This is a genomic window from Streptomyces sp. F001, assembly GCF_004187715.1.
Classification (GTDB): domain Bacteria; phylum Actinomycetota; class Actinomycetes; order Streptomycetales; family Streptomycetaceae; genus Streptomyces; species Streptomyces flavusporus.
Genome location: NZ_QZWF01000003.1, coordinates 782,629 through 802,746, shown reverse-complemented (window position 1 = coordinate 802,746; position 20,118 = coordinate 782,629). Strand labels below are relative to the sequence as shown.

17 protein-coding genes and 1 tRNA gene are annotated in these 20,118 nt (G+C 69.9%); 10 read left to right on the top strand and 8 right to left on the bottom strand.

Annotated features, from left to right (window positions below; translation table 11 throughout):
• The first annotated feature begins 61 nt into the window (after window positions 1-61).
• Window positions 62-535 carry a PA14 domain-containing protein gene (locus StrepF001_RS16985; RefSeq protein ID WP_346656945.1) on the top strand — a complete coding sequence of 158 codons (474 nt, stop codon included), beginning with the start codon at window positions 62-64 and terminating at the stop codon, window positions 533-535.
• On the opposite strand, the gene StrepF001_RS16980 is transcribed toward StrepF001_RS16985, so the two are convergent.
• On the bottom strand, window positions 532-1,161 hold the full coding sequence (locus tag StrepF001_RS16980; RefSeq protein ID WP_129799056.1) for a TIGR03086 family metal-binding protein: 630 nt from the start codon (window positions 1,159-1,161) through the stop codon (window positions 532-534). The two genes, StrepF001_RS16985 and StrepF001_RS16980, sit on opposite strands and share 4 nt — an antisense overlap.
• A 62-nt stretch (window positions 1,162-1,223) precedes the next feature.
• Here StrepF001_RS16980 and StrepF001_RS16975 point away from each other — a divergent pair, with 62 nt between their 5' ends.
• Window positions 1,224-2,057, top strand: coding sequence for a helix-turn-helix domain-containing protein (locus tag StrepF001_RS16975; protein WP_129799055.1), 834 nt, complete (start codon window positions 1,224-1,226; stop codon window positions 2,055-2,057).
• Between the two features lie 122 nt (window positions 2,058-2,179).
• On the opposite strand, the gene StrepF001_RS16970 is transcribed toward StrepF001_RS16975, so the two are convergent.
• Genes StrepF001_RS16970 through dnaK form a run of 4 tightly spaced genes read right to left on the bottom strand, consistent with a single transcriptional unit; the run spans window position 2,180 to window position 6,350 of the window.
• Window positions 2,180-2,632, bottom strand: a complete 453-nt coding sequence (locus StrepF001_RS16970) for a helix-turn-helix domain-containing protein (protein WP_129799145.1) — start codon at window positions 2,630-2,632, stop codon at window positions 2,180-2,182.
• A gap of 5 nt (window positions 2,633-2,637) precedes the next feature.
• Window positions 2,638-3,816 carry a molecular chaperone DnaJ gene (dnaJ, locus tag StrepF001_RS16965; protein ID WP_129799054.1) on the bottom strand — a complete coding sequence of 393 codons (1,179 nt, stop codon included), beginning with the start codon at window positions 3,814-3,816 and terminating at the stop codon, window positions 2,638-2,640.
• A gap of 42 nt (window positions 3,817-3,858) precedes the next feature.
• The gene (gene grpE / locus StrepF001_RS16960) at window positions 3,859-4,503 is read right to left on the bottom strand and encodes a nucleotide exchange factor GrpE (RefSeq protein ID WP_129799053.1); all 645 of its coding nucleotides are present in this window, start codon (window positions 4,501-4,503) and stop codon (window positions 3,859-3,861) included.
• Window positions 4,500-6,350, bottom strand: a complete 1,851-nt coding sequence (dnaK, locus tag StrepF001_RS16955; RefSeq protein WP_129799052.1) for a molecular chaperone DnaK — start codon at window positions 6,348-6,350, stop codon at window positions 4,500-4,502. The genes grpE and dnaK overlap by 4 nt, the downstream gene beginning before the upstream one ends.
• A gap of 415 nt (window positions 6,351-6,765) precedes the next feature.
• Between dnaK and StrepF001_RS16950 the strand changes: the two genes are divergently transcribed.
• The 6 genes from StrepF001_RS16950 to StrepF001_RS16925 all read left to right on the top strand — a co-directional run bounded on the left by StrepF001_RS16950 (window position 6,766) and on the right by StrepF001_RS16925 (window position 16,225).
• Window positions 6,766-9,033, top strand: a complete 2,268-nt coding sequence (locus tag StrepF001_RS16950; protein WP_129799051.1) for a (Fe-S)-binding protein — start codon at window positions 6,766-6,768, stop codon at window positions 9,031-9,033.
• Between the two features lie 240 nt (window positions 9,034-9,273).
• Window positions 9,274-10,782, top strand: coding sequence for a VCBS repeat-containing protein (locus tag StrepF001_RS16945; protein ID WP_129799050.1), 1,509 nt, complete (start codon window positions 9,274-9,276; stop codon window positions 10,780-10,782).
• Window positions 10,783-10,816: 34 nt separating this feature from the next.
• Window positions 10,817-12,265 (top strand): FG-GAP-like repeat-containing protein, encoded by a 1,449-nt coding sequence (locus tag StrepF001_RS16940; RefSeq protein WP_240797534.1) that lies wholly within the window; start codon window positions 10,817-10,819, stop codon window positions 12,263-12,265.
• Window positions 12,266-12,293: 28 nt separating this feature from the next.
• A complete protein-coding gene (locus StrepF001_RS16935) occupies window positions 12,294-13,625 on the top strand; it encodes an FG-GAP and VCBS repeat-containing protein (protein WP_129799049.1) in 1,332 nt (443 codons plus the stop codon).
• 103 nt (window positions 13,626-13,728) lie between these two features.
• Entirely contained in the window at window positions 13,729-15,165 is a 1,437-nt protein-coding gene (locus StrepF001_RS16930) for an FG-GAP-like repeat-containing protein (RefSeq protein WP_129799048.1), read from the top strand.
• 70 nt (window positions 15,166-15,235) lie between these two features.
• A complete protein-coding gene (locus tag StrepF001_RS16925; protein WP_129799047.1) occupies window positions 15,236-16,225 on the top strand; it encodes a Yip1 family protein in 990 nt (329 codons plus the stop codon).
• Between the two features lie 65 nt (window positions 16,226-16,290).
• Here StrepF001_RS16925 and StrepF001_RS16920 read toward each other — a convergent pair whose 3' ends face one another.
• Both StrepF001_RS16920 and dcd read right to left on the bottom strand, forming a co-directional pair.
• Entirely contained in the window at window positions 16,291-16,794 is a 504-nt protein-coding gene (locus tag StrepF001_RS16920; protein WP_129799046.1) for a phosphoribosyltransferase, read from the bottom strand.
• Window positions 16,795-16,801: 7 nt separating this feature from the next.
• Window positions 16,802-17,377: a dCTP deaminase gene (dcd, locus tag StrepF001_RS16915; protein ID WP_129799045.1), complete on the bottom strand. Its 576-nt coding sequence runs from the start codon at window positions 17,375-17,377 to the stop codon at window positions 16,802-16,804.
• A 507-nt stretch (window positions 17,378-17,884) separates the two neighbouring features.
• Between dcd and StrepF001_RS16905 the strand changes: the two genes are divergently transcribed.
• A tRNA-Gly gene (locus tag StrepF001_RS16905) sits at window positions 17,885-17,955 on the top strand.
• 678 nt (window positions 17,956-18,633) lie between these two features.
• Window positions 18,634-19,119: a CBS domain-containing protein gene (locus StrepF001_RS16900; RefSeq protein WP_129799043.1), complete on the top strand. Its 486-nt coding sequence runs from the start codon at window positions 18,634-18,636 to the stop codon at window positions 19,117-19,119.
• A gap of 9 nt (window positions 19,120-19,128) precedes the next feature.
• Here the strand turns inward: StrepF001_RS16900 and StrepF001_RS16895 are convergent, their stop codons facing one another.
• Window positions 19,129-19,878 (bottom strand): DUF4118 domain-containing protein, encoded by a 750-nt coding sequence (locus StrepF001_RS16895; protein WP_129799042.1) that lies wholly within the window; start codon window positions 19,876-19,878, stop codon window positions 19,129-19,131.
• Window positions 19,879-20,118: the final 240 nt, after the last annotated feature.

Here is a 20,118-nt window from a genome sequence, read left to right as displayed (position 1 = left end):
CCGCGCGAGTCGTGATCGCGAGGGCTGTTTTCCGCCATCCCTGATCCGACCAGAGGACCGAATGACCCCAGCCAGACACACGACCGCCGCGGCAGCAACCGCGGTCGTGCTCGCCACCGCGGGCGGCCTGCTCACCGCCGTCGCCGTACCCGCATCCGCCGCGACCACCTGCACCTCGCCCGTGTTCAAGCGGCAGTTCTTCGCGAACATCAGCTTCTCGGGCACACCGAAGAAAACGGACTGCGACTCCGCGATCGACCAGAACTGGGGCACGGGCGCCCCCGCTTCGGGCCTGCCGACCAACAACTTCGGTGTCCGCTGGACCGTCACCCGCGACTTCGGCTCGGGCGGCCCGTTCACCTTCACCGGCTCCGCGCAGGACGGCATCCGCGTTTACCTCGACGGCGAGCTCAAGGTCGACCTCTGGAAGAACGTGTCGACGACCTCGGCGGCGCACCCTCCCCGGCGGGCAGCTCAGGCTGCTGCTCTTGACCGTTCGTGGGACTGGCGCCGGGACAACCCGGACCAGGACTAGTCCCCCTTCCGCTCCGGCCCGGAGGGCGTCCAGTGTGGATCCCGCCCGGTCTGCGCAAGCAGCCGCTCGAATGCCGAAGCGGTCTCCGTCACCGCCACCGGGTCCGCGAACACCCCCGTCGCCCGGGCGGTCGGCGCCAGTTCGGCGACCGTGCCGGTGAGCTGCTCCACCACCGCCTCCGCCGCTTCGTCCACCGGGTACTCCCGGCCGATGGCTTGCGCCAGGTCCCACACATGCACGGTCAGATCGAGCAGCGCCATCGAGCCGACGAGCCGCGCGGGCATCTGCCATGCCCCAGCCGTGCCGTCCTCCGCGCCGGGCGCGGCCCAGGCCGCCACCAGCTCGTCCGTCTCGTCCGCGAATCGCTCACGCCAGTCCGGACCCGCGCCGACCCGGTCGGGCGTCGAGGAGAAATCCGACTCACCCTTGGCGGCCAGTTTCTGGAACTCGACGACCACGTGGAACAGGTGGTTGACCAGGGACTTCACGTCGTAGTCGGCACATGGCGTGGGAGCGGCGAGCAGCTCGTCGGGAACCGCCCGGACCACCGGAACGGCCCGCTCCCGCGCCCTCGCCAGCAGATCACCCAGGGTGTGGCTCTTCGCTTCACCGTGTTTCGTGTCCATCCCCAGACCGTAGGGACGCCCGGGACTGCCCTTCTTGAAGAAACGCGACGTACGATCCGGCCATGGCCGCACCCCGCCACGACACCCGCGGGATCGTCGACCCGTCCGGGCTGCTGAACCGCGTGCGGTTCCGCCGCCACGAGCCCGCCGAGCCGCTGCGCCGGTACGTCGAGTGGTACTGGCTCATCGAGTGGGACCTGCCCGAGCCCTATGCCTCCCACGTCGTCCCGCACCCGGCCGTCAACCTCACCTTCCAGTGGGACGAGGACGAGGGTCCGCCGTACGGTGAGCTGACCGGCGTTGCGCTCAGCCTGTACACCAGGAAGCTGACCGGGCGGGGACGGGTGTGCGGGGCCAAGTTCCGGCCCGGTGGCTTCCGGCCGTACGCACCCGGCGAACCGGTGTCGCACTGGACCGGCCGCGCGTTGCCCACCCAGGAGGTGTTCCAGCAGGCCACAGAGGACATCGCCCGGTCGGTCGTCACGCCCGCCGACGACCGCGCCCGGGTGGCCGCCCTCGACGCCTTCCTGCTCTCCCTCCCTCACGCGCCCGATCCGCAGGCCGACCTCGCCATGGACCTCGTCCAGCGCATCCGCGCCGACCGCGCCGTGCGCCGCGTAGGCGACTTCGCCCGCGGCCAGGGACTGTCGGTGCGGGCGCTGCAACGGCTCTTCTCGGCGTACGTCGGGGTCAGCCCCAAGTGGGTGATCCTCCGCTACCGCATCCACGAGGCCCTGGAACTCGCCGGCACCCGGCGCGACGTCGACTGGGCCACGCTCGCCGCCGACCTCGGCTACGCCGACCAGGCCCATCTCGTACGGGACTTCACCACGACGGTGGGCGTGCCGCCGACGGCGTACGCGGCGGCCGCCTCGCCCCGTCGCGCTTCGGCCTGAACGTCTGCCCCTCCCTTCCGGTCGGCCTCACCCCGGTCGATCCGAAGGAGGCCGAGCAGGGCTCGGAGGACAGCGAAGGGGCCCGGAGGATCCTCCGGGCCCCTTTCACGTACGCACACGCCTCAGTCGGACGACTGCTGCCGCTTCGGCCGCCACACCACCAACGCGCTGGTCTGCTGCACCTCCTGGTACGGCACCAGGTCGCGCCGGTACGAGGCGTGCACCGCGGCCTCGCGCTGCTGCATCGCCGCGGCGGCACCGTCGAGGGCGGCCTCCAGCTCGGCCACCCGGGACTGGAGGGCCGCGACCTGGTTCTCCAGTTCGATGATGCGCTTGATGCCGGCCAGATTGATGCCCTCGTCCTGCGACAACTGCTGGACGGTGCGCAGCAGTTCGATGTCGCGGGCCGAGTAGCGGCGGCCCCGGCCGGCCGTGCGGTCCGGAGACACCAGGCCCAGGCGGTCGTACTGGCGCAGTGTCTGCGGGTGCAGGCCGGACAGCTGGGCCGCCACCGAGATGACGTAGACCGGGGTCTCCTCGGTCAGTTCATACGGGTTGCGTCGACGGCCGTCCATCTGACTCATGCTCCCTTCGCGGCCTGGAACAGCTCCGCCCGCGGATCCTCGCCCGCGGTCGCCTCGCGATACGCCTCGAGTGCGTCACGAGCCTTCCCCGTCAGGTCCTTCGGGACACTTACCTCGACGGTGACCAGGAGGTCGCCGCGGGTGCCGTCCGTGCGGACCGCGCCCTTGCCCCGGGCCCGCATGGTGCGGCCGTTGGGCGTGCCCGGAGGCAGCTTCAGGGTGACCGGCGGGCCGCCCAGGGTGGGGACCCTGACCTCACCGCCGAGGGCCGCCTCGGCGAACGTCACCGGGACGGTCACCGTCAGGTTGTCGCCCTTGCGGCCGAACACCGGGTGGGCGTCGACGTGCACGACGACATACAGGTCGCCCGCCGGACCGCCCCGCTCGCCCGGTGCGCCCTTGCCCCGCAGGCGGATGCGCTGGCCGTCCGACACCCCGGCGGGGATGCGGACCTGCATGGTGCGGGACGACTTCGCGCGGCCGCTGCCCTTGCAGACCTCGCAGGGGTTCTCCGCGATCAGGCCGCGGCCCTTGCAGTCCGGGCACGGGTCGGTCAGGGAGAAGCCGCCGCCCGAGCCGCGCGCCACCTGGCCGGTGCCGACGCAGGTCGGGCACACGCGCGGTGTGCCGTTCGCGTCGCCGGTGCCCGAGCAGGCCTTGCACGGTGACTGGGAGGACATCCTGAGCGGCACCGTCGCGCCCTCGATCGCCTCGGTGAAGCTGAGGGTGACCTCGGACTCGATGTCCTGGCCGCGGCGCGGCTGCGTCCGCGTACCCGTAGTGCCGCCCCGGTTGAACAGGCCCCCGAAGACGTCACCGAGTCCGCCGCCGAAGCCGCCGGCCGCGCCCCCGCCCTGGGTACCGCCCCCGAAGAGGTCGCCCAGGTCGAAGTTGAACGAGCCGCCGCCCGCGCCGGGGCCCGGGCGGAAGCCGCCGTTGCCGAACAGGGCGCGGGCCTCGTCGTACTCCTTGCGCTTCTTGGGGTCGCCGAGGATGTCGTTCGCCTCGGAGATCTCCTTGAAGCGCTCCTCGGCCTTGGCGTTGCCCTTGTTGGCGTCCGGGTGGTACTCGCGGGCGAGCTTGCGGTACGCCTTCTTGATCTCGGCCTCGGTGGCGTCCTTGGGGACGCCGAGGACCTTGTAGTAGTCCTTCTCGATGAAGTCCTTGGTGCTCATCCCCGACGTACCCCCTTCCCGTGGTTCCTCGTCAGTTCAACGTCAGCCCTCGTCCGGGCCACCGTTCTCCTTGTCGTCGCCCTCGGCCGATTCCTCGGCCTTTACCGTCTGCGCGCCCGGCTGCGGCTCGGCGACGGCCACCCGCGCGGGGCGGATGGTGCGCTCGCCGATGCGATACCCCGGCTGGAGGATCGCGACGCAGGTCGTCTCCGTGACGTCCGGCGCGTACGAGTGCATCAGGGCCTCGTGGATCGTCGGGTCGAAGGGCTCGCCCTCCTTGCCGAACTGCTGCAGGCCCATCTTGGCCGCCACGGTCTCCAGCGACTCGGCGACGGACTTGAAGCCGCCGACCAGCTCGCCGTGTTCCCGCGCACGTCCGATGTCGTCGAGCACGGGCAGGAGCTCGGTCAGGAGGTTCGCGACGGCGATCTCCTTGACCGTGATCCGGTCGCGCTCGACCCGGCGGCGGTAGTTCTGGTACTCGGCCTGAAGCCGCTGGAGGTCCACGGTGCGCTCGTTGAGCGCGGTGCGCACCTGGTCCAGCTGGGCCAGCAGACCGGCATCTGCGCTTGCGTCCCCGGCCGGGGCCGCCCCCTCTGCGGGAGCGGCCTGCGGCTCGGCGTCGTCAGGAGTGGCGCCGGAGGGGACGTCGGGCTTCTCTTCAAAGCCCGGGGTCTCCTCCGTCACGCGGCACCGTCCTTACGCTCGTCGTCCACGATCTCGGCGTCCACGACGTCGTCGTCGGCCGGCTTGGCCCCACCGGCGGTGGCACCCTCGGGGCCACCCGCGGCCTGTGCGGCATTGGCGTCGGCGTACATGGCCTGGCCCACCTTCTGGGAGACCGCGGCGACCTTCTCGGTGGCCGTGCGGATCTCGGCGGTGTCCTCGCCCTTCAGCGCGGTCTTCAGCTCCTCGACGGCGGCCTCGACCTCGGTCTTGACGTCGCCCGGGACCTTGTCCTCGTTGTCCTTGAGGAACTTCTCGGTCTGGTAGACGAGCTGCTCGCCCTGGTTGCGGGACTCGGCGGCCTCGCGGCGGCGGTGGTCCTCCTCCGCGTACTGCTCGGCCTCCTGGCGCATCCGGTCGACCTCGTCCTTCGGGAGCGAGGAGCCGCCGGTGACGGTCATCTTCTGCTCCTTGCCGGTGCCGAGGTCCTTCGCCGTGACGTGCATGATGCCGTTGGCGTCGATGTCGAAGGAGACCTCGATCTGCGGGACGCCGCGCGGCGCCGGGGGCAGACCGGTCAGCTCGAACATGCCGAGCTTCTTGTTGTACGCCGCGATCTCGCGCTCGCCCTGGTAGACCTGGATCTGCACCGACGGCTGGTTGTCCTCGGCCGTGGTGAAGATCTCCGAACGCTTCGTCGGGATCGTGGTGTTGCGCTCGATCAGCTTGGTCATGATGCCGCCCTTGGTCTCGATACCGAGGGACAGCGGGGTCACGTCGAGGAGCAGGACGTCCTTGACCTCGCCCTTGAGCACACCGGCCTGGAGCGAGGCGCCGATGGCGACGACCTCGTCCGGGTTCACACCCTTGTTGGCCTCCTTGCCGCCGGTCAGCTCCTTGACGAGCTCGGCGACGGCGGGCATACGGGTGGAGCCACCGACGAGGACGACGTGGTCGATCTCGCTCAGCTGGATGCCGGCGTCCTTGATGACATTGTGGAACGGCGTCTTGCAGCGCTCCAGCAGGTCCGCGGTCAGCTGCTGGAACTGGGCGCGGGTCAGCTTCTCGTCGAGGTGCAGCGGGCCCTCGGCGGAGGCGGTGATGTAGGGCAGGTTGATCGAGGTCTCGGTGGACGAGGACAGCTCGATCTTGGCCTTCTCCGCAGCCTCACGCAGGCGCTGCAGCGCCATCTTGTCCTTGGACAGGTCGACGCCGTGGCCAGACTGGAACTGCTTGACCAGGTAGTCGACGACGCGCTGGTCCCAGTCGTCACCACCGAGGTGGTTGTCACCGTTGGTGGCCTTCACCTCGACGACGCCGTCGCCGATCTCCAGGAGGGACACGTCGAAGGTGCCGCCACCGAGGTCGAAGACGAGGATGGTCTGGTCGTCCTTGTCGAGGCCGTACGCCAGGGCTGCGGCCGTCGGCTCGTTGACGATGCGCAGCACGTTCAGACCGGCGATCTCGCCGGCCTCCTTGGTGGCCTGGCGCTCGGCGTCGTTGAAGTAGGCCGGGACGGTGATGACCGCGTCGGTCACCTTCTCGCCCAGGTAGGCCTCGGCGTCCCGCTTCAGCTTCTGCAGCACGAAGGCGCTGATCTGCTGCGGGTTGAAGTCCTTGCCGTCGAGGTTGATCTTCCAGTCGGTGCCCATGTGGCGCTTGACCGACCGGATGGTCCTGTCGACGTTGGTGACCGCCTGGCGCTTGGCGACCTCGCCGACGAGCACCTCACCGTTCTTGGCGAAGGCGACGACGGACGGCGTGGTCCTGGCGCCCTCGGCGTTGGTGATGACGGTGGGCTCGCCGCCCTCCAGAACGCTGACGACGGAGTTAGTCGTGCCCAGGTCGATGCCGACCGCACGTGCCATGGTTGATTCCTCCAGCTGACTTGAGTGGAACGGACTCAAGTGTGCATGACGCCTGCCGCTGGGTCAACAGACCTGAGTCAGGCAGACTCAACTCTTATCCGTTCCTTACGCGCAACTGCCCGGTGACCTGCAGAGACGCAGCGGGGCGGACCGAGGTTGCGTTCACCCGTCCGGCGACTCTGACCCGCAGCCGCACAGAGCACAGCCCCAAGCTAAGCGGAATGTCACGATGTGTGAGAAATACTGGGATCAGCCCGGCACGCCATGCCCCCTACGGTCAGGTACGCCTCAGCGACGCAGATCACCGAGCCCCTGGCTACAGTGCGACCGAGGAAATGGGTAGTCTCAGACGGACTGCATAAGTTACCGCTTAGTAATCAACAGATCTCCCCCTCGCAGGCCCGAGGAGCCCCCAATGCAACTCGCCGCGATCATCGTGTCGCTGGTCCTGATCGTGGTCGGCGTGGCGCTGTTCGGCCGCGCCCTCCTCCAGATCTTCAACTTCATGCGGCTCGGCCAGCCCGTGCCCGCCGGGTCCCGGACCAACGACCCCTACCAGCGCACCGTCACCCTGGTGAAGGAGTTCCTGGGGCACACCCGGATGAACCGCTGGGGCATCGTCGGTATCGCGCACTGGTTCGTCGCGATCGGCTTCTACACGCTGCTGCTGACGATCGTCAACGCCTTCGGCCAGCTCTTCAAGGCCGACTGGATCCTGCCGATCATCGGCGACTGGGCGCCGTACAACGTCTATGTCGAGTTCATCGGCACCATGACAGTGGTCGGCATCGCGACGCTGGTCGTCATCCGGCAGCTGTCCCGGCCGGGCAAGGCGGGCCGCAAGTCCCGCTTCGCGGGCTCCAACACCGGCCAGGCCTACTTCGTCGAGACGATCATCCTCATCGTCGGTGTCTGCATCTTCATGCTGCACGCGCTGGAGGGCGCGCAGCACCACGTGGACAGCTACGAGGCCTCGTTCTTCATCTCGTACCCGGTGGTGCACTGGCTGGAGGGCATGGACGTCTCCACGCTCCAGAATCTCACCTACTTCTTCGCCGGCCTGAAGATCGCGGCCTCCTTCACCTGGATGATCGTGGTCTCACTGAAGACCGACATGGGTGTGGCCTGGCACCGCTTCCTGGGCTTCCCGAACATCTGGTTCAAGCGCAACGCCACCGGTGAGACCTCACTCGGCGCGCTGCTGCCGATGACCTCCGGCGGCAAGCCGATCGACTTCACCGACCCCGGCGAGGACGACGTCTTCGGTGTCAGCCAGGTCGAGCAGTTCTCCTGGAAGGGCCTGCTGGACTTCTCCACCTGCACCGAGTGCGGCCGCTGCCAGTCGCAGTGCCCGGCCTGGAACACCGGCAAGCCGCTCTCCCCGAAGCTGCTGATCATGTCGCTGCGGGACCACGCGCACGCCAAGGCGCCGTACCTGCTGGCCGGCGGCGGCAAGACGATGGAGGGCGAGGAGAAGGCGTCCGAGGAGCAGCTGAAGGACGTCCCGGCCGCCGCTCTCGCCGAGGCCGAGCGTCCGCTGATCGGCACCGTCGAGGAGAACGGCGTCATCGACCCGGACGTGCTGTGGTCCTGCACCACCTGCGGCGCCTGCGTCGAGCAGTGCCCGGTCGACATCGAGCACATCGACCACATCGTCGACATGCGCCGCTACCAGGTGATGATCGAGAGCGCGTTCCCGTCCGAGGCGGGCACGATGCTCAAGAACCTGGAGAAGAAGGGCAACCCCTGGGGCCTGGCCAAGAAGCAGCGCCTGGAGTGGACGAAGGAAGTCGACTTCGAGGTGCCGGTCGTCGGCAAGGACATCGAGGACCTGTCCGAGGTCGAGTACCTGTACTGGGTCGGCTGCGCGGGCGCCCTCGAGGACCGCGCCAAGAAGACCACGAAGGCCTTCGCGGAACTCCTCCACATGGCGGGCGTGAAGTTCGCGATCATGGGCGGGGACGAGAAGTGCACGGGTGACTCGGCACGGCGCCTCGGCAACGAGCCGCTGTTCCAGGAGCTCGGCATGGAGAACGTGGCGGCGCTGAACATGGCGTTCGGCGAGGACGACGAGGACGAGTCGACCCGGAAGCCGAAGTCGGCGAAGAAGATCGTCGCGACGTGCCCCCACTGCCTCAACACCCTCGGCAACGAGTACCCGCAGCTCGGCGGCGACTACGAGGTGATCCACCACACCCAGCTGCTCCAGCACCTCATCGACGAGGGCAAGCTGATCCCGGTCACCCCGGTCGAGGGCCTCATCACGTACCACGACCCCTGCTACCTGGGCCGCCACAACAAGATCTACACGCCCCCGCGCGAGATCATGACCGCCGTTCCCGGCCTGCGCCAGCAGGAGATGCACCGCCACAAGGAGCGCGGCTTCTGCTGCGGCGCCGGTGGTGCACGGATGTGGATGGAGGAGCGGATCGGCAAGCGCATCAACAACGAGCGTGTCGACGAGGCCCTGTCGCTCAGCCCCGACATCGTGTCGACGGCGTGCCCGTTCTGCCTGGTGATGCTGACCGACTCGGTCAACGGCAAGAAGAACGACGGCCAGGCGAAGGAGTCCATCCAGGTCGTCGACGTCGCCCAGCTGCTGCTGGACTCCGTGAAGACGCCGGCCGCCCCGGAGGGTTCGTCGGACGCGGAGACGGAATCGGAACCGGAGCCGGTGAAGTAACCGACCCGATCCCCACGGCCGACGCTCCCACGCCGCTCCCGGCGTGGGAGCGTCGCCGTTCACGGGCCCCGTTCCCCAAGAGTTACCGAACTCACGTACAACCCTTGCCCGCCCACACCGGTCTCTTGATCGCCGACCGTCATGTGAACCCGACGAGAACTCCCGGCAAACACGGACGGTCCGCACCCCATTGACTGCGGATGCCCGCCAGGCATCCCCGCATGCAGCAGGAGACCCCGCATGCAGCACACCCTGCGACTCGCCCTCGCGACGGCCACCGCCGCTGCTCTGACGGGCGGACTGCTCACCTTCACGGCCGCCACCGCGACGGCCGCGGACTCCACCGCCGTCGCCAAGGCCGACTTCAACGGCGACGGGGTCGGCGACGTCGCCTTCTCCGCCGACGGCGCCTATGTGAACGCCAAGAAGAACGCCGGCCAGATCGTCGCCCTCTACGGCACCCCCGCCGGCGTGTCGGACGGCACCCACTCCGGCGACCTGGAGCCCGCCACTCCGAACTCCACCATCAGCCAGAACTCCAACGGCATCCCCGGCGGCGCCGAGGCCGGCGACTCCTTCGGCCGGGACTCCGCCTACGCCGACTTCAACGGCGACGGCTACGACGACCTCGCCGTCAGCGCCCCGGGCGAGGACATCGACGGCGACACCGACGGCGGCATGGTCACCATCCTGTGGGGCTCGGCCTCCGGCCTCCAAGGCGGCTCCGTCGTCGCCGACCCGGCCCGGTCCGCGCACGACTTCTGGGGCAAGACCCTCGCCGCCGGCGACTTCGACGGCGACGGCAAGGCCGACCTGGCCGTCGGCAGCAACACCGGCACCATCCACGTCCTCAAGGGCGGCTTCGACTCCTCCGGCGCGCCGGGCGGCCGGTACACGATCAAGCCCCCGATCATGGACGGCAGCGAGGTGGGCGGCCCCATGAACCTGACCGCCGGCAACATCAACGGCGGCCCGGAGACCGACCTGGTGGTCGACGGCTACGAAACCGAGACCGACTACGGCTGGAACCGCAACTACTTCATCCCCGGCGGCTCGGGCGGCCTGAACGTCTCCGGTGCCGAGCCCCTCAAGCCCGGCGTGATCACCGCGATCGGCGACATCGACCACGACGGCTACGGCGATGTCGTCAGCGGCGCCTACTGGAACACCAAGGCCAGCGACGGCACCTCGTTCCCGGACTCCGGCCACGGCGGCAAGGTCTGGGTCACCTACGGCTCGGACGGCGGCCCCCTCACCACCGCCGCCACCGGCATCACCCAGGACACCAACAACGTCCCCGGCACCGCCGAGGGCAACGACTACTTCGGCTACGAGCTCGACCTCGGCGACGTCAACGGCGACGGCTTCCTCGACCTCGCGATCGGCGTCGCCGGAGAGAACATCGGCGACGACGTCGACACCGGTGCGGTCACGATCCTCTACGGCACGGCGAACGGCCTGAACACCGCCTCGGGCGCCCAGTCCTTCTCCCAGGACACCGCGGACGTGCCCGGCACCAACGAGGACAACGACATGTTCGGCATCGACGTCAAGCTCGACGACGTCACCGGCGACGGCAAGGCCGACCTCCTCGCGGGCTCCGCCGAGAACGACGGCAACGGGCTGGTCACCTTCCTGCCGTCCAACGGCTCGAAGATCACCACGACCGGCGCCGACTCCGTCGCCCCGCACTGGACGGGCGTCGTGACGACCGGCAAGCCGTACTTCGGCGCGAACTTCGCCGACTGATCAGCCGTAACACCGCACCGGGCCCGCACACACCGTGCGGGCCCCCCTACTGGAGTCACGTCTTGCGCACTCTCGTGATCGCCGCCGCCCTCACCACCGGCGTGCTCACCGCCCTGCCCACCACCCCCGCCGTCGCAGCCCCTCCGGGCTGGCGAGCGACTTCAACGGCGACGGCTACCGGGACATCGCCATCGGCGCGATGGGCGCCGACGTCGGCTCCGCGAGCGGCGCCGGTGCCGTGGTCGTGTTGTACGGCTCGGCCTCGGGTGTGCCGTCCGCCAAGAAGACCGTGATCACCCAGAACTCCACCGGCGTCCCCGGCACCGCCGAGTCCGACGACCGTTTCGGCGCGAGCCTCGCCGCCGGTGACCTGAACGCCGACGGCTACGCCGACCTGGTCGTGGGCGCCGAGTTCGAGAGCATCGGCGACCGCCAGGGCGTCGGCAGCGCCACCGTCCTCTGGGGCGGCGCGTCCGGCCTGACCGGCGGCTCGGCCCTGCCACAGCCCTCGGCGGAGGAGCTCGCCGAGTGGGGCGGCTACTCCCGTGGCATCGCCACCGGCGACTTCGACGGCGACGGCAGGACGGACGTGACCGTCACCGGCCAGACCCACACCCACCTCTACCGCGGCCCCTTCACCCGCACCGGCACCCCGCTCAGCCACACCGGCGTCTACGAGCTGGGCACGACGTACGAGGTCATCGCGGGCGATCTGACCGGTGACCGGGCGGCCGAGCGCGTGTACCCGTTCGCGCACGACAACGACCCGGGCGGGGACATCCGTTACTTCCGGCACGACCCCGGCGGCTGGGACGACCACCCCGAGTCCGACTACGCCATGGTCGGCCTCCCGAACGCCGACGGCGCCCTCGGCGCCACCGGCGACATCAACGGCGACGGCTACGGCGACCTCGTCCTCGGCGACTACGCCGGCCCGCACAGCCTCAAGGGCGGCCGCATCACCGTCTGGTACGGCGGCCCCGACGGCCCCGACCCCCAGCAGACGCCGACCGTCGTCCACCAGGACACCCCGGGCGTGCCCGGCGCGGACGAGGAGGCCGACCTGTTCGGCTCCGCCGTCGACGTCGGCGACATCAACGGCGACAAGTACGCCGATGTCGTGGTGGGCGCCTGGGGCGAGGACCTCGGCTCGGCCCGTGACGCCGGCTCGGTGACCGTCCTGTTCGGCTCGGCCACCGGTCTGACCACGACCGGCGCCAAGTCGTACACCCAGGACACCGCGGGCGTGCCCGGCACCGCCGAGAGCGGCGACGCCTTCGGCATGTCCGTCCGGCTGCTCGACCTCGACAAGACCGGCAAGGCCGACCTGGTCACCGGCGCGGGCTACGAGAACCAGAACGGTTCCGTCACCTACCTGCGCGGCACCGCCTCCGGCCTGACCACCACCGGCGCCAAGTCCCTCACCGCCGCCGGCGCCGGCCTCAAGGGCGGCGCCACTTTCGGCTGGGACCTCGCCAAGTGACGTACCGACACCGTCAGGAGACTCCGTCATGACCCGACGCACCGCCGCCGCACTCGCCGCGACCCTCCTCGCGACCGGGGTCACCCCGCTGTTCCTCACCGCCCCCGCCTCAGCGGCCGTGGCCAAGCACTACGACGACTTCAACGGCGACGGCCACCGCGACCTGGCGTACGGCGGCCACAACGACGTCGACCGCACCGGCGGTACCGTCACCGTCGTCTACGGCACCGCGAGCGGCCCCGGCACGCGCACCCAGTTCATCCACCAGGACAGCGCCGGCATCCCCGGCACCGGCGAGGAGGACGACCAGTTCGGCGAGTCCCTGGCCAGCGCCGACCTCAACAAGGACGGCTACGCGGACCTGGTCGTCGGCAACCCGACCGAGCACGTCGGCAGCCAGCAGTACCGCGGCTCGGTGACCATCGTCTGGGGCTCGGCGTCCGGCCTGTCCGGCGGCACCAACGTGGCCCCGAAGTCGGGCGCGCAGAGCCACTTCGGCGGCGACCTCGCCACCGGCGACTTCACCGGGGACGGCTCGCCCGACCTCGCGGTGGTCGGCGGCGACGAGACCTGGCTGTACCGCGGCTCGTTCAGCAAGTCCGGTACGACCGGCAGCGTCAGCGAGATCGACAAGGAGGGCGCGGGCTGGTACTCGTACGGCCTCGCGGCCGGCAAGGTCAACGGCGACGGGAAGACCGACCTCGTCATCCTCGGCGAGCAGTTCATCGACAACCAGCCGGTCGAGCGGGTCTGGTTCCTCAAGGGCGCCTCGGGCGGCCTGACGTCGGGCGCTTCCAAGACGGTCGCCGCCGGGAGCGCGGCGATCGGCGACTTCGACAAGGACGGCTACGGCGACATCGCCCTCGGCAGGCCCGACGCCAACGACGGCATCGGTTCGCTCACCGTCTGGCGCGGCACGTCCGCGGGCCCGAGCGGCTCGCACACCTACAACCAGGCCAGCTCCGGTGTCTCCGGCAGCCGCGAGAAGGGCGACAACTTCGGCTACGCCGTCTCGGCCGGTGACGCCAACGGCGACGGCTACGCGGACCTCGCGGTCGGCGTCCCGCACGAGGACGTCAGCGGCAACGAGGACCAGGGCGGGGTGCACCTCTTCCGCGGCGGCTCCGGCGGCCTGTCCGGCCTGCGCTCCTCCTGGATCCCGCAGACCGTGACCGGCCCCGCCGACGCTTACATGTCCTTCGGCTACACCCTGCGCCTGCGCGATGTGACCAAGGACGGCAAGGCCGACCTCGGCATCGGCGCGGCCGGCACCTCCCTGGTACTGCGCGGCGCTTCGGGCGGCACGACGACGACCGGCGCCTTCGTCCTCCCGGAGTTCGGCGGCTCCTTCGCCGACTGAGCGCCTCTCCCCGACTTCTCGGAACGGACCCCGACGGCGGCAGCCTTCGTCCTGCTGGAGTCCGGTCCGACTTCTCTGTTCCGACCTTCCCGAACGGACCCCGATGCGCAAGCGCACCCTCCTCCTGGCCGCCACCCTCACCACCGGCCTGCTCACCGCCCTGCCCACCACCCCGCCTCCGCCGCACCCGCCCGGCACGCACGACTTCAACGGCGACGGCTACCGCGACCTGGTGACCGCCGCGCCGTACGCCACCGTCGGCGGCGTGACCCGCGCCGGCGCCGTCGTCGTCCAGTACGGCTCGTCCTCCGGCCTCAGCACCACCCGCCGCACGGTGATCTCGCAGAACACCGCGGGCATCCCCGGCTCCGCCGAGACGGAGGACAACTTCGGCAAGCGGCTCACCTCCGGCGACCTCAACAACGACGGCTACGCCGACCTGGTGATCGGCACCGAGGACGAGGACGTCGACGGCGACAAGGACGGCGGCGCGGTCGTGGTCGTCTGGGGCGGCCGCAGCGGTCTGTCGGGCGGCCAGTCGATCGCCGACCCGGCCCGCTCCGCGCACGACTCCTACGGCATGTCCCTGGCCGTCGGCGACTTCGACGGGGACGGCCGGCCCGAGCTCGCCGTCGGCAGCGACGGCAAGGACATCTGGATCCACCGGGGCATCGGCAAGAACGTCGCCCCCGCCTCCCGCGACAAGCTCACCGCCGACCTCTACCCGGGCATCGTGCACGGCGCCGAGGCACTCACCTCCGGTGACGTCAACGGCGACGGCACCGACGACCTCGTCCTCACCGGCACGTACCTGCGCGAGGAGCCGTACACCTACTACGACGCCACCCACATCTACCTCGGCGCCGCGTCCGGCCTCACCCGCCAGACCGTGCTGGCCAGCGACAGCTGGCAGACGGCCGCCGCCGTGGGCGACCTCAACGGCGACGGCTACGACGACGTCGTCACCGGCGCGCCCCCCGGCTCCGTCCAGGAGGGCGACGGCGGCTCCGTCAACGTGTACCTCGGCAGCAGCAGCGGCACCCGCACCCAGCCCGCCCAGACCATCACCCAGGACACGCCGGGAGTGCCGGGCGCCGACGAGCCGGACGACTGGTTCGGGCACTGGCTCTCCGTCGACGACATCAACGGCGACGGCTACGCCGACCTGGCGGTCTCCGCCAACTTCGAGACCATCGGCACCGCGAAGCTCGCCGGCAGCGTCACCGTGCTGCGGGGCGCGCCGGGCGGCCTGACCACGACCGGCGCCCAGTCCATCACCCAGAACACCGCCGGTGTCCCCGGCACCGCAGAGGCCTCCGACCGCTTCGGCTGGACGGTCCGCCTCACCGACGTCAACGGCGACGGCCGCGCGGACCTGTTCGCCGGCGCCGACGGCGAGAACGACGCGGACGGCGGCATATGGAGCCTGCGCGGGTCGTCGTCGGGCGTGACGACGAAGGGCGCCACGAGCTGGGGACCGGCGTCGGTGGGCGTGCCGGCGACCGGCTACCCGCGACTGGGCCAGGGCATTCTGCAGTGACCGGCCAACTGCCCCTGAGGGACGCCCCTTAGGGGCCGGCCCCGGTATCCCGCGGTGCTCCCCGTAAGGGATGTCACAGCTCGGCCGCAAAGCCGGGCCCGCAACCCCGGGCCCGGCACGCGGACCTCCGAGACCAGGTACGTTCGATGACGTGGCTGGATTCAGGATCGGACGCGGCGGCCGGGACAACCGCGCCCCGCACACGCGACCGCAACACCCCCCGTACGGACAGCAGGCGCCGCAGGGACCGTCGTACGGCTATCCCCCGGCGCCGCAGCGGCACCCCCACCCGGGGCAGCAGAGCTACGGCGGCGGCCAGTGGCCGCAGTCGAACGGCGGCTACGGCCCTCAGGGCGGCGGCGAACCGGAGTACTTCGGCGACGACGGCCACCGGCACGGCGCCCCGGACCCGTACGCCGCCAACAACCCCGGCCACACCCAGGCGTTCTCCATCGGCGAGGACCCCTACAACCAGGGCGACACCTACCGCGCCGGCTCGGCCCCGGCCGCCCCCATCGGCCCGCGTCTGCACTGGAAGGACCTGCTGAGGGGCATCGTCCTCGCCCCCAACCAGACCTTCCTCCGGATGCGCGACTACACGATGTGGGTTCCCGCCCTCGTCGTGACCTTCCTCTACGGCCTGCTCGCGGTCTTCGGCTTCGACGGCGCCCGCGAGGAAGTGATCAACGCCACACTCTCCACTGCGATACCGATCGTCCTGACGACGGCCGTGGCGATGGTGCTCAGCGCCTTCGTCCTGGGCGTGGTCACGCACACCCTGGCCCGCCAGCTCGGCGGCGACGGCGCCTGGCAGCCGACGGTCGGCCTCTCCATGCTCATCATGTCCCTCTCGGACGCCCCCCGCCTGGTCGTCGCGATGTTCCTGGGCGGCGACGCCCCCTTCGTCCAGATCCTGGGCTGGGCCACCTGGGTCGCCGGCGGCGCCCTTCTCACCCTCATGGTCAGCCGCTCCCACGACCTGCCGTGGCCGAAGGCCCTGGGCGCGTCCGCGATCCAGCTGATCGCACTGCTGTCGATCGTGAAGCTGGGCACTTTCTGAGGGTCGGCACGACATGACAGGGCCCCCGGCGCGCAGCCGGGGGCCCTGTCATGTGAGGTCCCTGATCAGGAGTCCAGCACCTGCCCCATCCGCTTCACCACGGGCTGCTGAACGGACCACGGGAAGTTGATCCACTCGTCGGTCCGCTTCCACACGTACTCGCACTGCACCAGCGAGTGGGACTTCTCATAGATGACGGCGGACCGCACCTCGGCGACCGCGTCGAGACAGAAGTCCCGCACCAGCTTGAGCGTCTTGCCGGTGTCGGCGACATCGTCGGCGATGAGGACCTTCTTGTCGGAGAAGTCGACGACGTTGGGAACGGGCGCGAGCATGACGGGCATCTCGAGCGTGGTCCCCACCCCCGTGTAGAACTCGACGTTCACGAGGTGAATGTTCTTGCAGTCGAGGGCGTAGGCGAGCCCGCCGGCGACGAACACGCCACCCCGCGCGATCGACAGCACCACGTCGGGCTCGTACCCGTCATCGGCGATGGCCTGCGCAAGCTCGCGCACGGCAACCCCGAACTGCTCGTAGCTGAGGTTCTCTCGTACGTCCACGCCGCTCATGCCGGGCTCACACCTGCGTCCGATGGAAATTGACGAAGGACCGCGAGGCAGTGGGCCCCCGCTGCCCCTGATACCGCGACCCGTACCGCTCACTCCCGTACGGGAACTCGGCCGGCGAGCTGAGCCGGAACAGGCACAGCTGCCCGATCTTCATGCCCGGCCACAGCTTGATGGGCAGCGTCGCGAGATTGGACAGTTCCAGCGTCACATGCCCGGAGAACCCCGGATCGATGAAACCGGCGGTGGAGTGCGTCACGAGCCCGAGCCGCCCGAGCGAGCTCTTCCCCTCCAGCCGGGAGGCAAGATCATCAGGCAGCGTGATCACCTCGAACGTCGAGGCGAGTACGAACTCCCCGGGATGGAGAATGAACGGCTCGTCCCCCTCCGGCTCCACGAGCCGCGTCAGATCGGCCTGCTCGACGGAGGGGTCGATGTGGGGGTACCGGTGATTCTCGAACACCCGGAAGTACCGGTCCAGCCGCACATCGACGCTCGACGGCTGCACCATGGATTCGTCATAGGGATCGATCCGCACCCGCCCGGCGTCGATCTCGGCCCGGATGTCCTTGTCTGAGAGAAGCACGTCCCGAGGATACGCAAGGCGCGCGGAGCCACGACAATCGTGACGACTCCGCGCGCCCACTGCTGATCGGATACCGCTACTGCTTCTCGAAGCTCACCGGCACGACACTGCGCAACCGCGCACATCGCGGACAGCGGACGAGCCGCCGCGGGCCGAGGCGCTCGGCCTGCTGCATCGGGAGTGAAGCGGTGGTGAACACGTGCCCATCGGCACAACGGACGACGGTGCGCTCCATCAAGTCCTGAAGTCCCTTCCCCAAAGAGCCGCGTCTGGCTTGATGCCCTGACGAGAAAGGCCACATTACGGGACGAAAGGGATGCCCCTCCAGGCGGCACTCCGGACCCGCCCAACCCCTCTCCCACTCCCCCACCGTACGCCCCAACTCCGTTCCCCCGCAGCCACATCCCTCCCCCGGAACAAGCCACAGGCCCCACGGTTTGAGCACCGGGGGCCAGCGATGAGGTACAGTGGGCGAGCATTCCGACGCCGACACGGTCGTCGTCTTACGCGGGTGTAGTTTAATGGTAGAACATCAGCTTCCCAAGCTGAGAGCGCGAGTTCGATTCTCGTCACCCGCTTCATGATGAAACCCCAGGTCAGCGGCCTGGGGTTTGTTTGTTGTCTAGGCCAATTTGGGGGTGGCGTGCCCTCCGCGTGCCCTAAGTCGCGCGAATGTGCCCACCGGAGGGGTGCCGGAGGGCGCTTCCTGATGGCGCGTCAGTCAATCGTCTCGCATTGCGAGACGCATTTTCTGTGACCTGCGCCACTTGCGGGCGTCGGGGTGGTGAAGTCGCATACGCAAAGCGGCAGTTCGCGTGGCTGTCGGCAGGGCTCCTGCCGACCTGCGGATCAGGCGGGGCCGACCTTGGAGGCGAGGGCACGGATCGGGTCCGCGTTGGCAGGTCGTCGATGCGACAGGACAGCCGGGCAAGGCTCTGGTCGTCGGGGCACTCGCTCGGCGCTGCCGGCCGAGCGACGGACTGGGCCGTGCCTGGTGGCCACCGGGCGGCATGACGTCTTCCTGCCGCCGCGGCGCAGCGGCTCCTGGGCACCCGGCTGCACGTTCTCGACGGTTCCGGTCACCTGCTGTTGGACGAGGCGCCCGATGAGATCGTCGCGCTCGTGGGGCGGGCTCTGGCCGCGTCGCCCGGGGATGCCGCATAGGTTGCGTATGTTTCCGTTCGATGACCTGGCGCGCGGGGCAGGAGCCGTACGACGCTGAGCCCAGGGACGTATCAGCAGATGAGGAGCCGACCGTGCGCGCACGTGATCTGGCGGTGGAATACGAGTCGGTGAGCGTCGACAGCGCTGCCCTGGACGCGGCCCGGCTGATGGCCGAGCACAAGCTGCCCGGGCTGCTCGTCCTCGATGAGCGCGGTGAGCCGAAGGCCATCCTGCCCGCCTCACAGATGATCAAGGTGCTGGTCCCCGCCTATGTCGTCGAGGACCCCACGCTCGCCGCCGTGGTCGACGAGCAGCACGCCGACCGGCTGTGCCAGGCGCTGGCAGGCCGCACCGTCGGCGAGTGCCTGCCCGGCACCGTGGCTGCGCCACCGATCGCCGACCCGGACGACACCGCACTGGAGGTCGCCGCCCTGATGGCGCAGGTGCGCAGTCCCCTGGTCGCGGTCGCCAAGAAGGACAAGGCCGGCACACATCTGCTCGGGGTCATCACGGCCTCCCACCTGCTGCATGAACTCCTGGGGAAGACCGGCGCGTTGAGCGGCAAGCCGGGTGCCTGACCCACTCGGTCAGCGGTCGAGAACCGGCCCCGCGGTGTCCAGCGCCGCCCCGACGTGGTCGGCCAGGCTCACGGCGACCAGCCGCGTCTGCAAGGGCGGCACCACGGCGCCGGGCTCCGGTTGCAGCATGAAGCGGCCGAGGTAACGGCCGCCCACCGAGGCGCGCAGCTCGATCTCCTCGCCGGGCCAGCCGTCCTTGTCCAGGTCCCAGTGGGCCCGGCCGACGATCAGGGAGCCGTCCTGTTCCAGGCGGGGGTGCCGGCCGAGCAGGGTGCCGTGCTCGAAGCGGCAGCCGCGTAGGCCCAGGATCTCGACGAGCTGTTGGCGTACCTGGTCCACCACGTCGTAGGGAGAGGCTCCGGCCTGGACCAGACAGGCGGTTTCGTGGATGCGTGCCAGGTGTGCCGCGTCGGTGACGGTGACCAGCTTCAGTGTGCGGGCGTGTGCGGCGAGTTGGGAGACCGCCACGCCCACCGCGAGCAGCAGGATCGTGGTGACGATGTCGTCTCCGTCGGAGATGGTGAAGCGCTGGTACGGGCGGGTGAGAAAGAAGTCGAACCACGCCGCCGCCGACAGCGCGGCCAGCACGCCGGCGAGGCGGCTGCCCAGGGCGGCGACCGCCACGACGACCACGACCAGGATGAGCGCCAGGTTCGCCGACGACACGTGCGGGCGGATGGGCACCAGGGCGAGTGCCACCAGCAGCGGGGCGAGCAGGGCCGACGTCAGGGCGATCCGGTCACGTGGCGCGTTCGGCATGGTCCACACCTCACAGGAGCGGTGAGCGAGCGGCCCCTTGCCCAGGAGACCACTCGTACTGGGTCGACCGGCACTGTGACCGATGGTCGACAGCGCCAGAATCCCGCTGCCGCCCTCGCTCGGCCACATCCGTTGCGCCGTCTTGATGTATTCCTGATGCCGGATGGCGTCGGAGAACTCCGCCTCAGGCGAGGACGAAGTAGCGCAGCCACAGGTACAGCGCGCTGACGGCGACCGTGG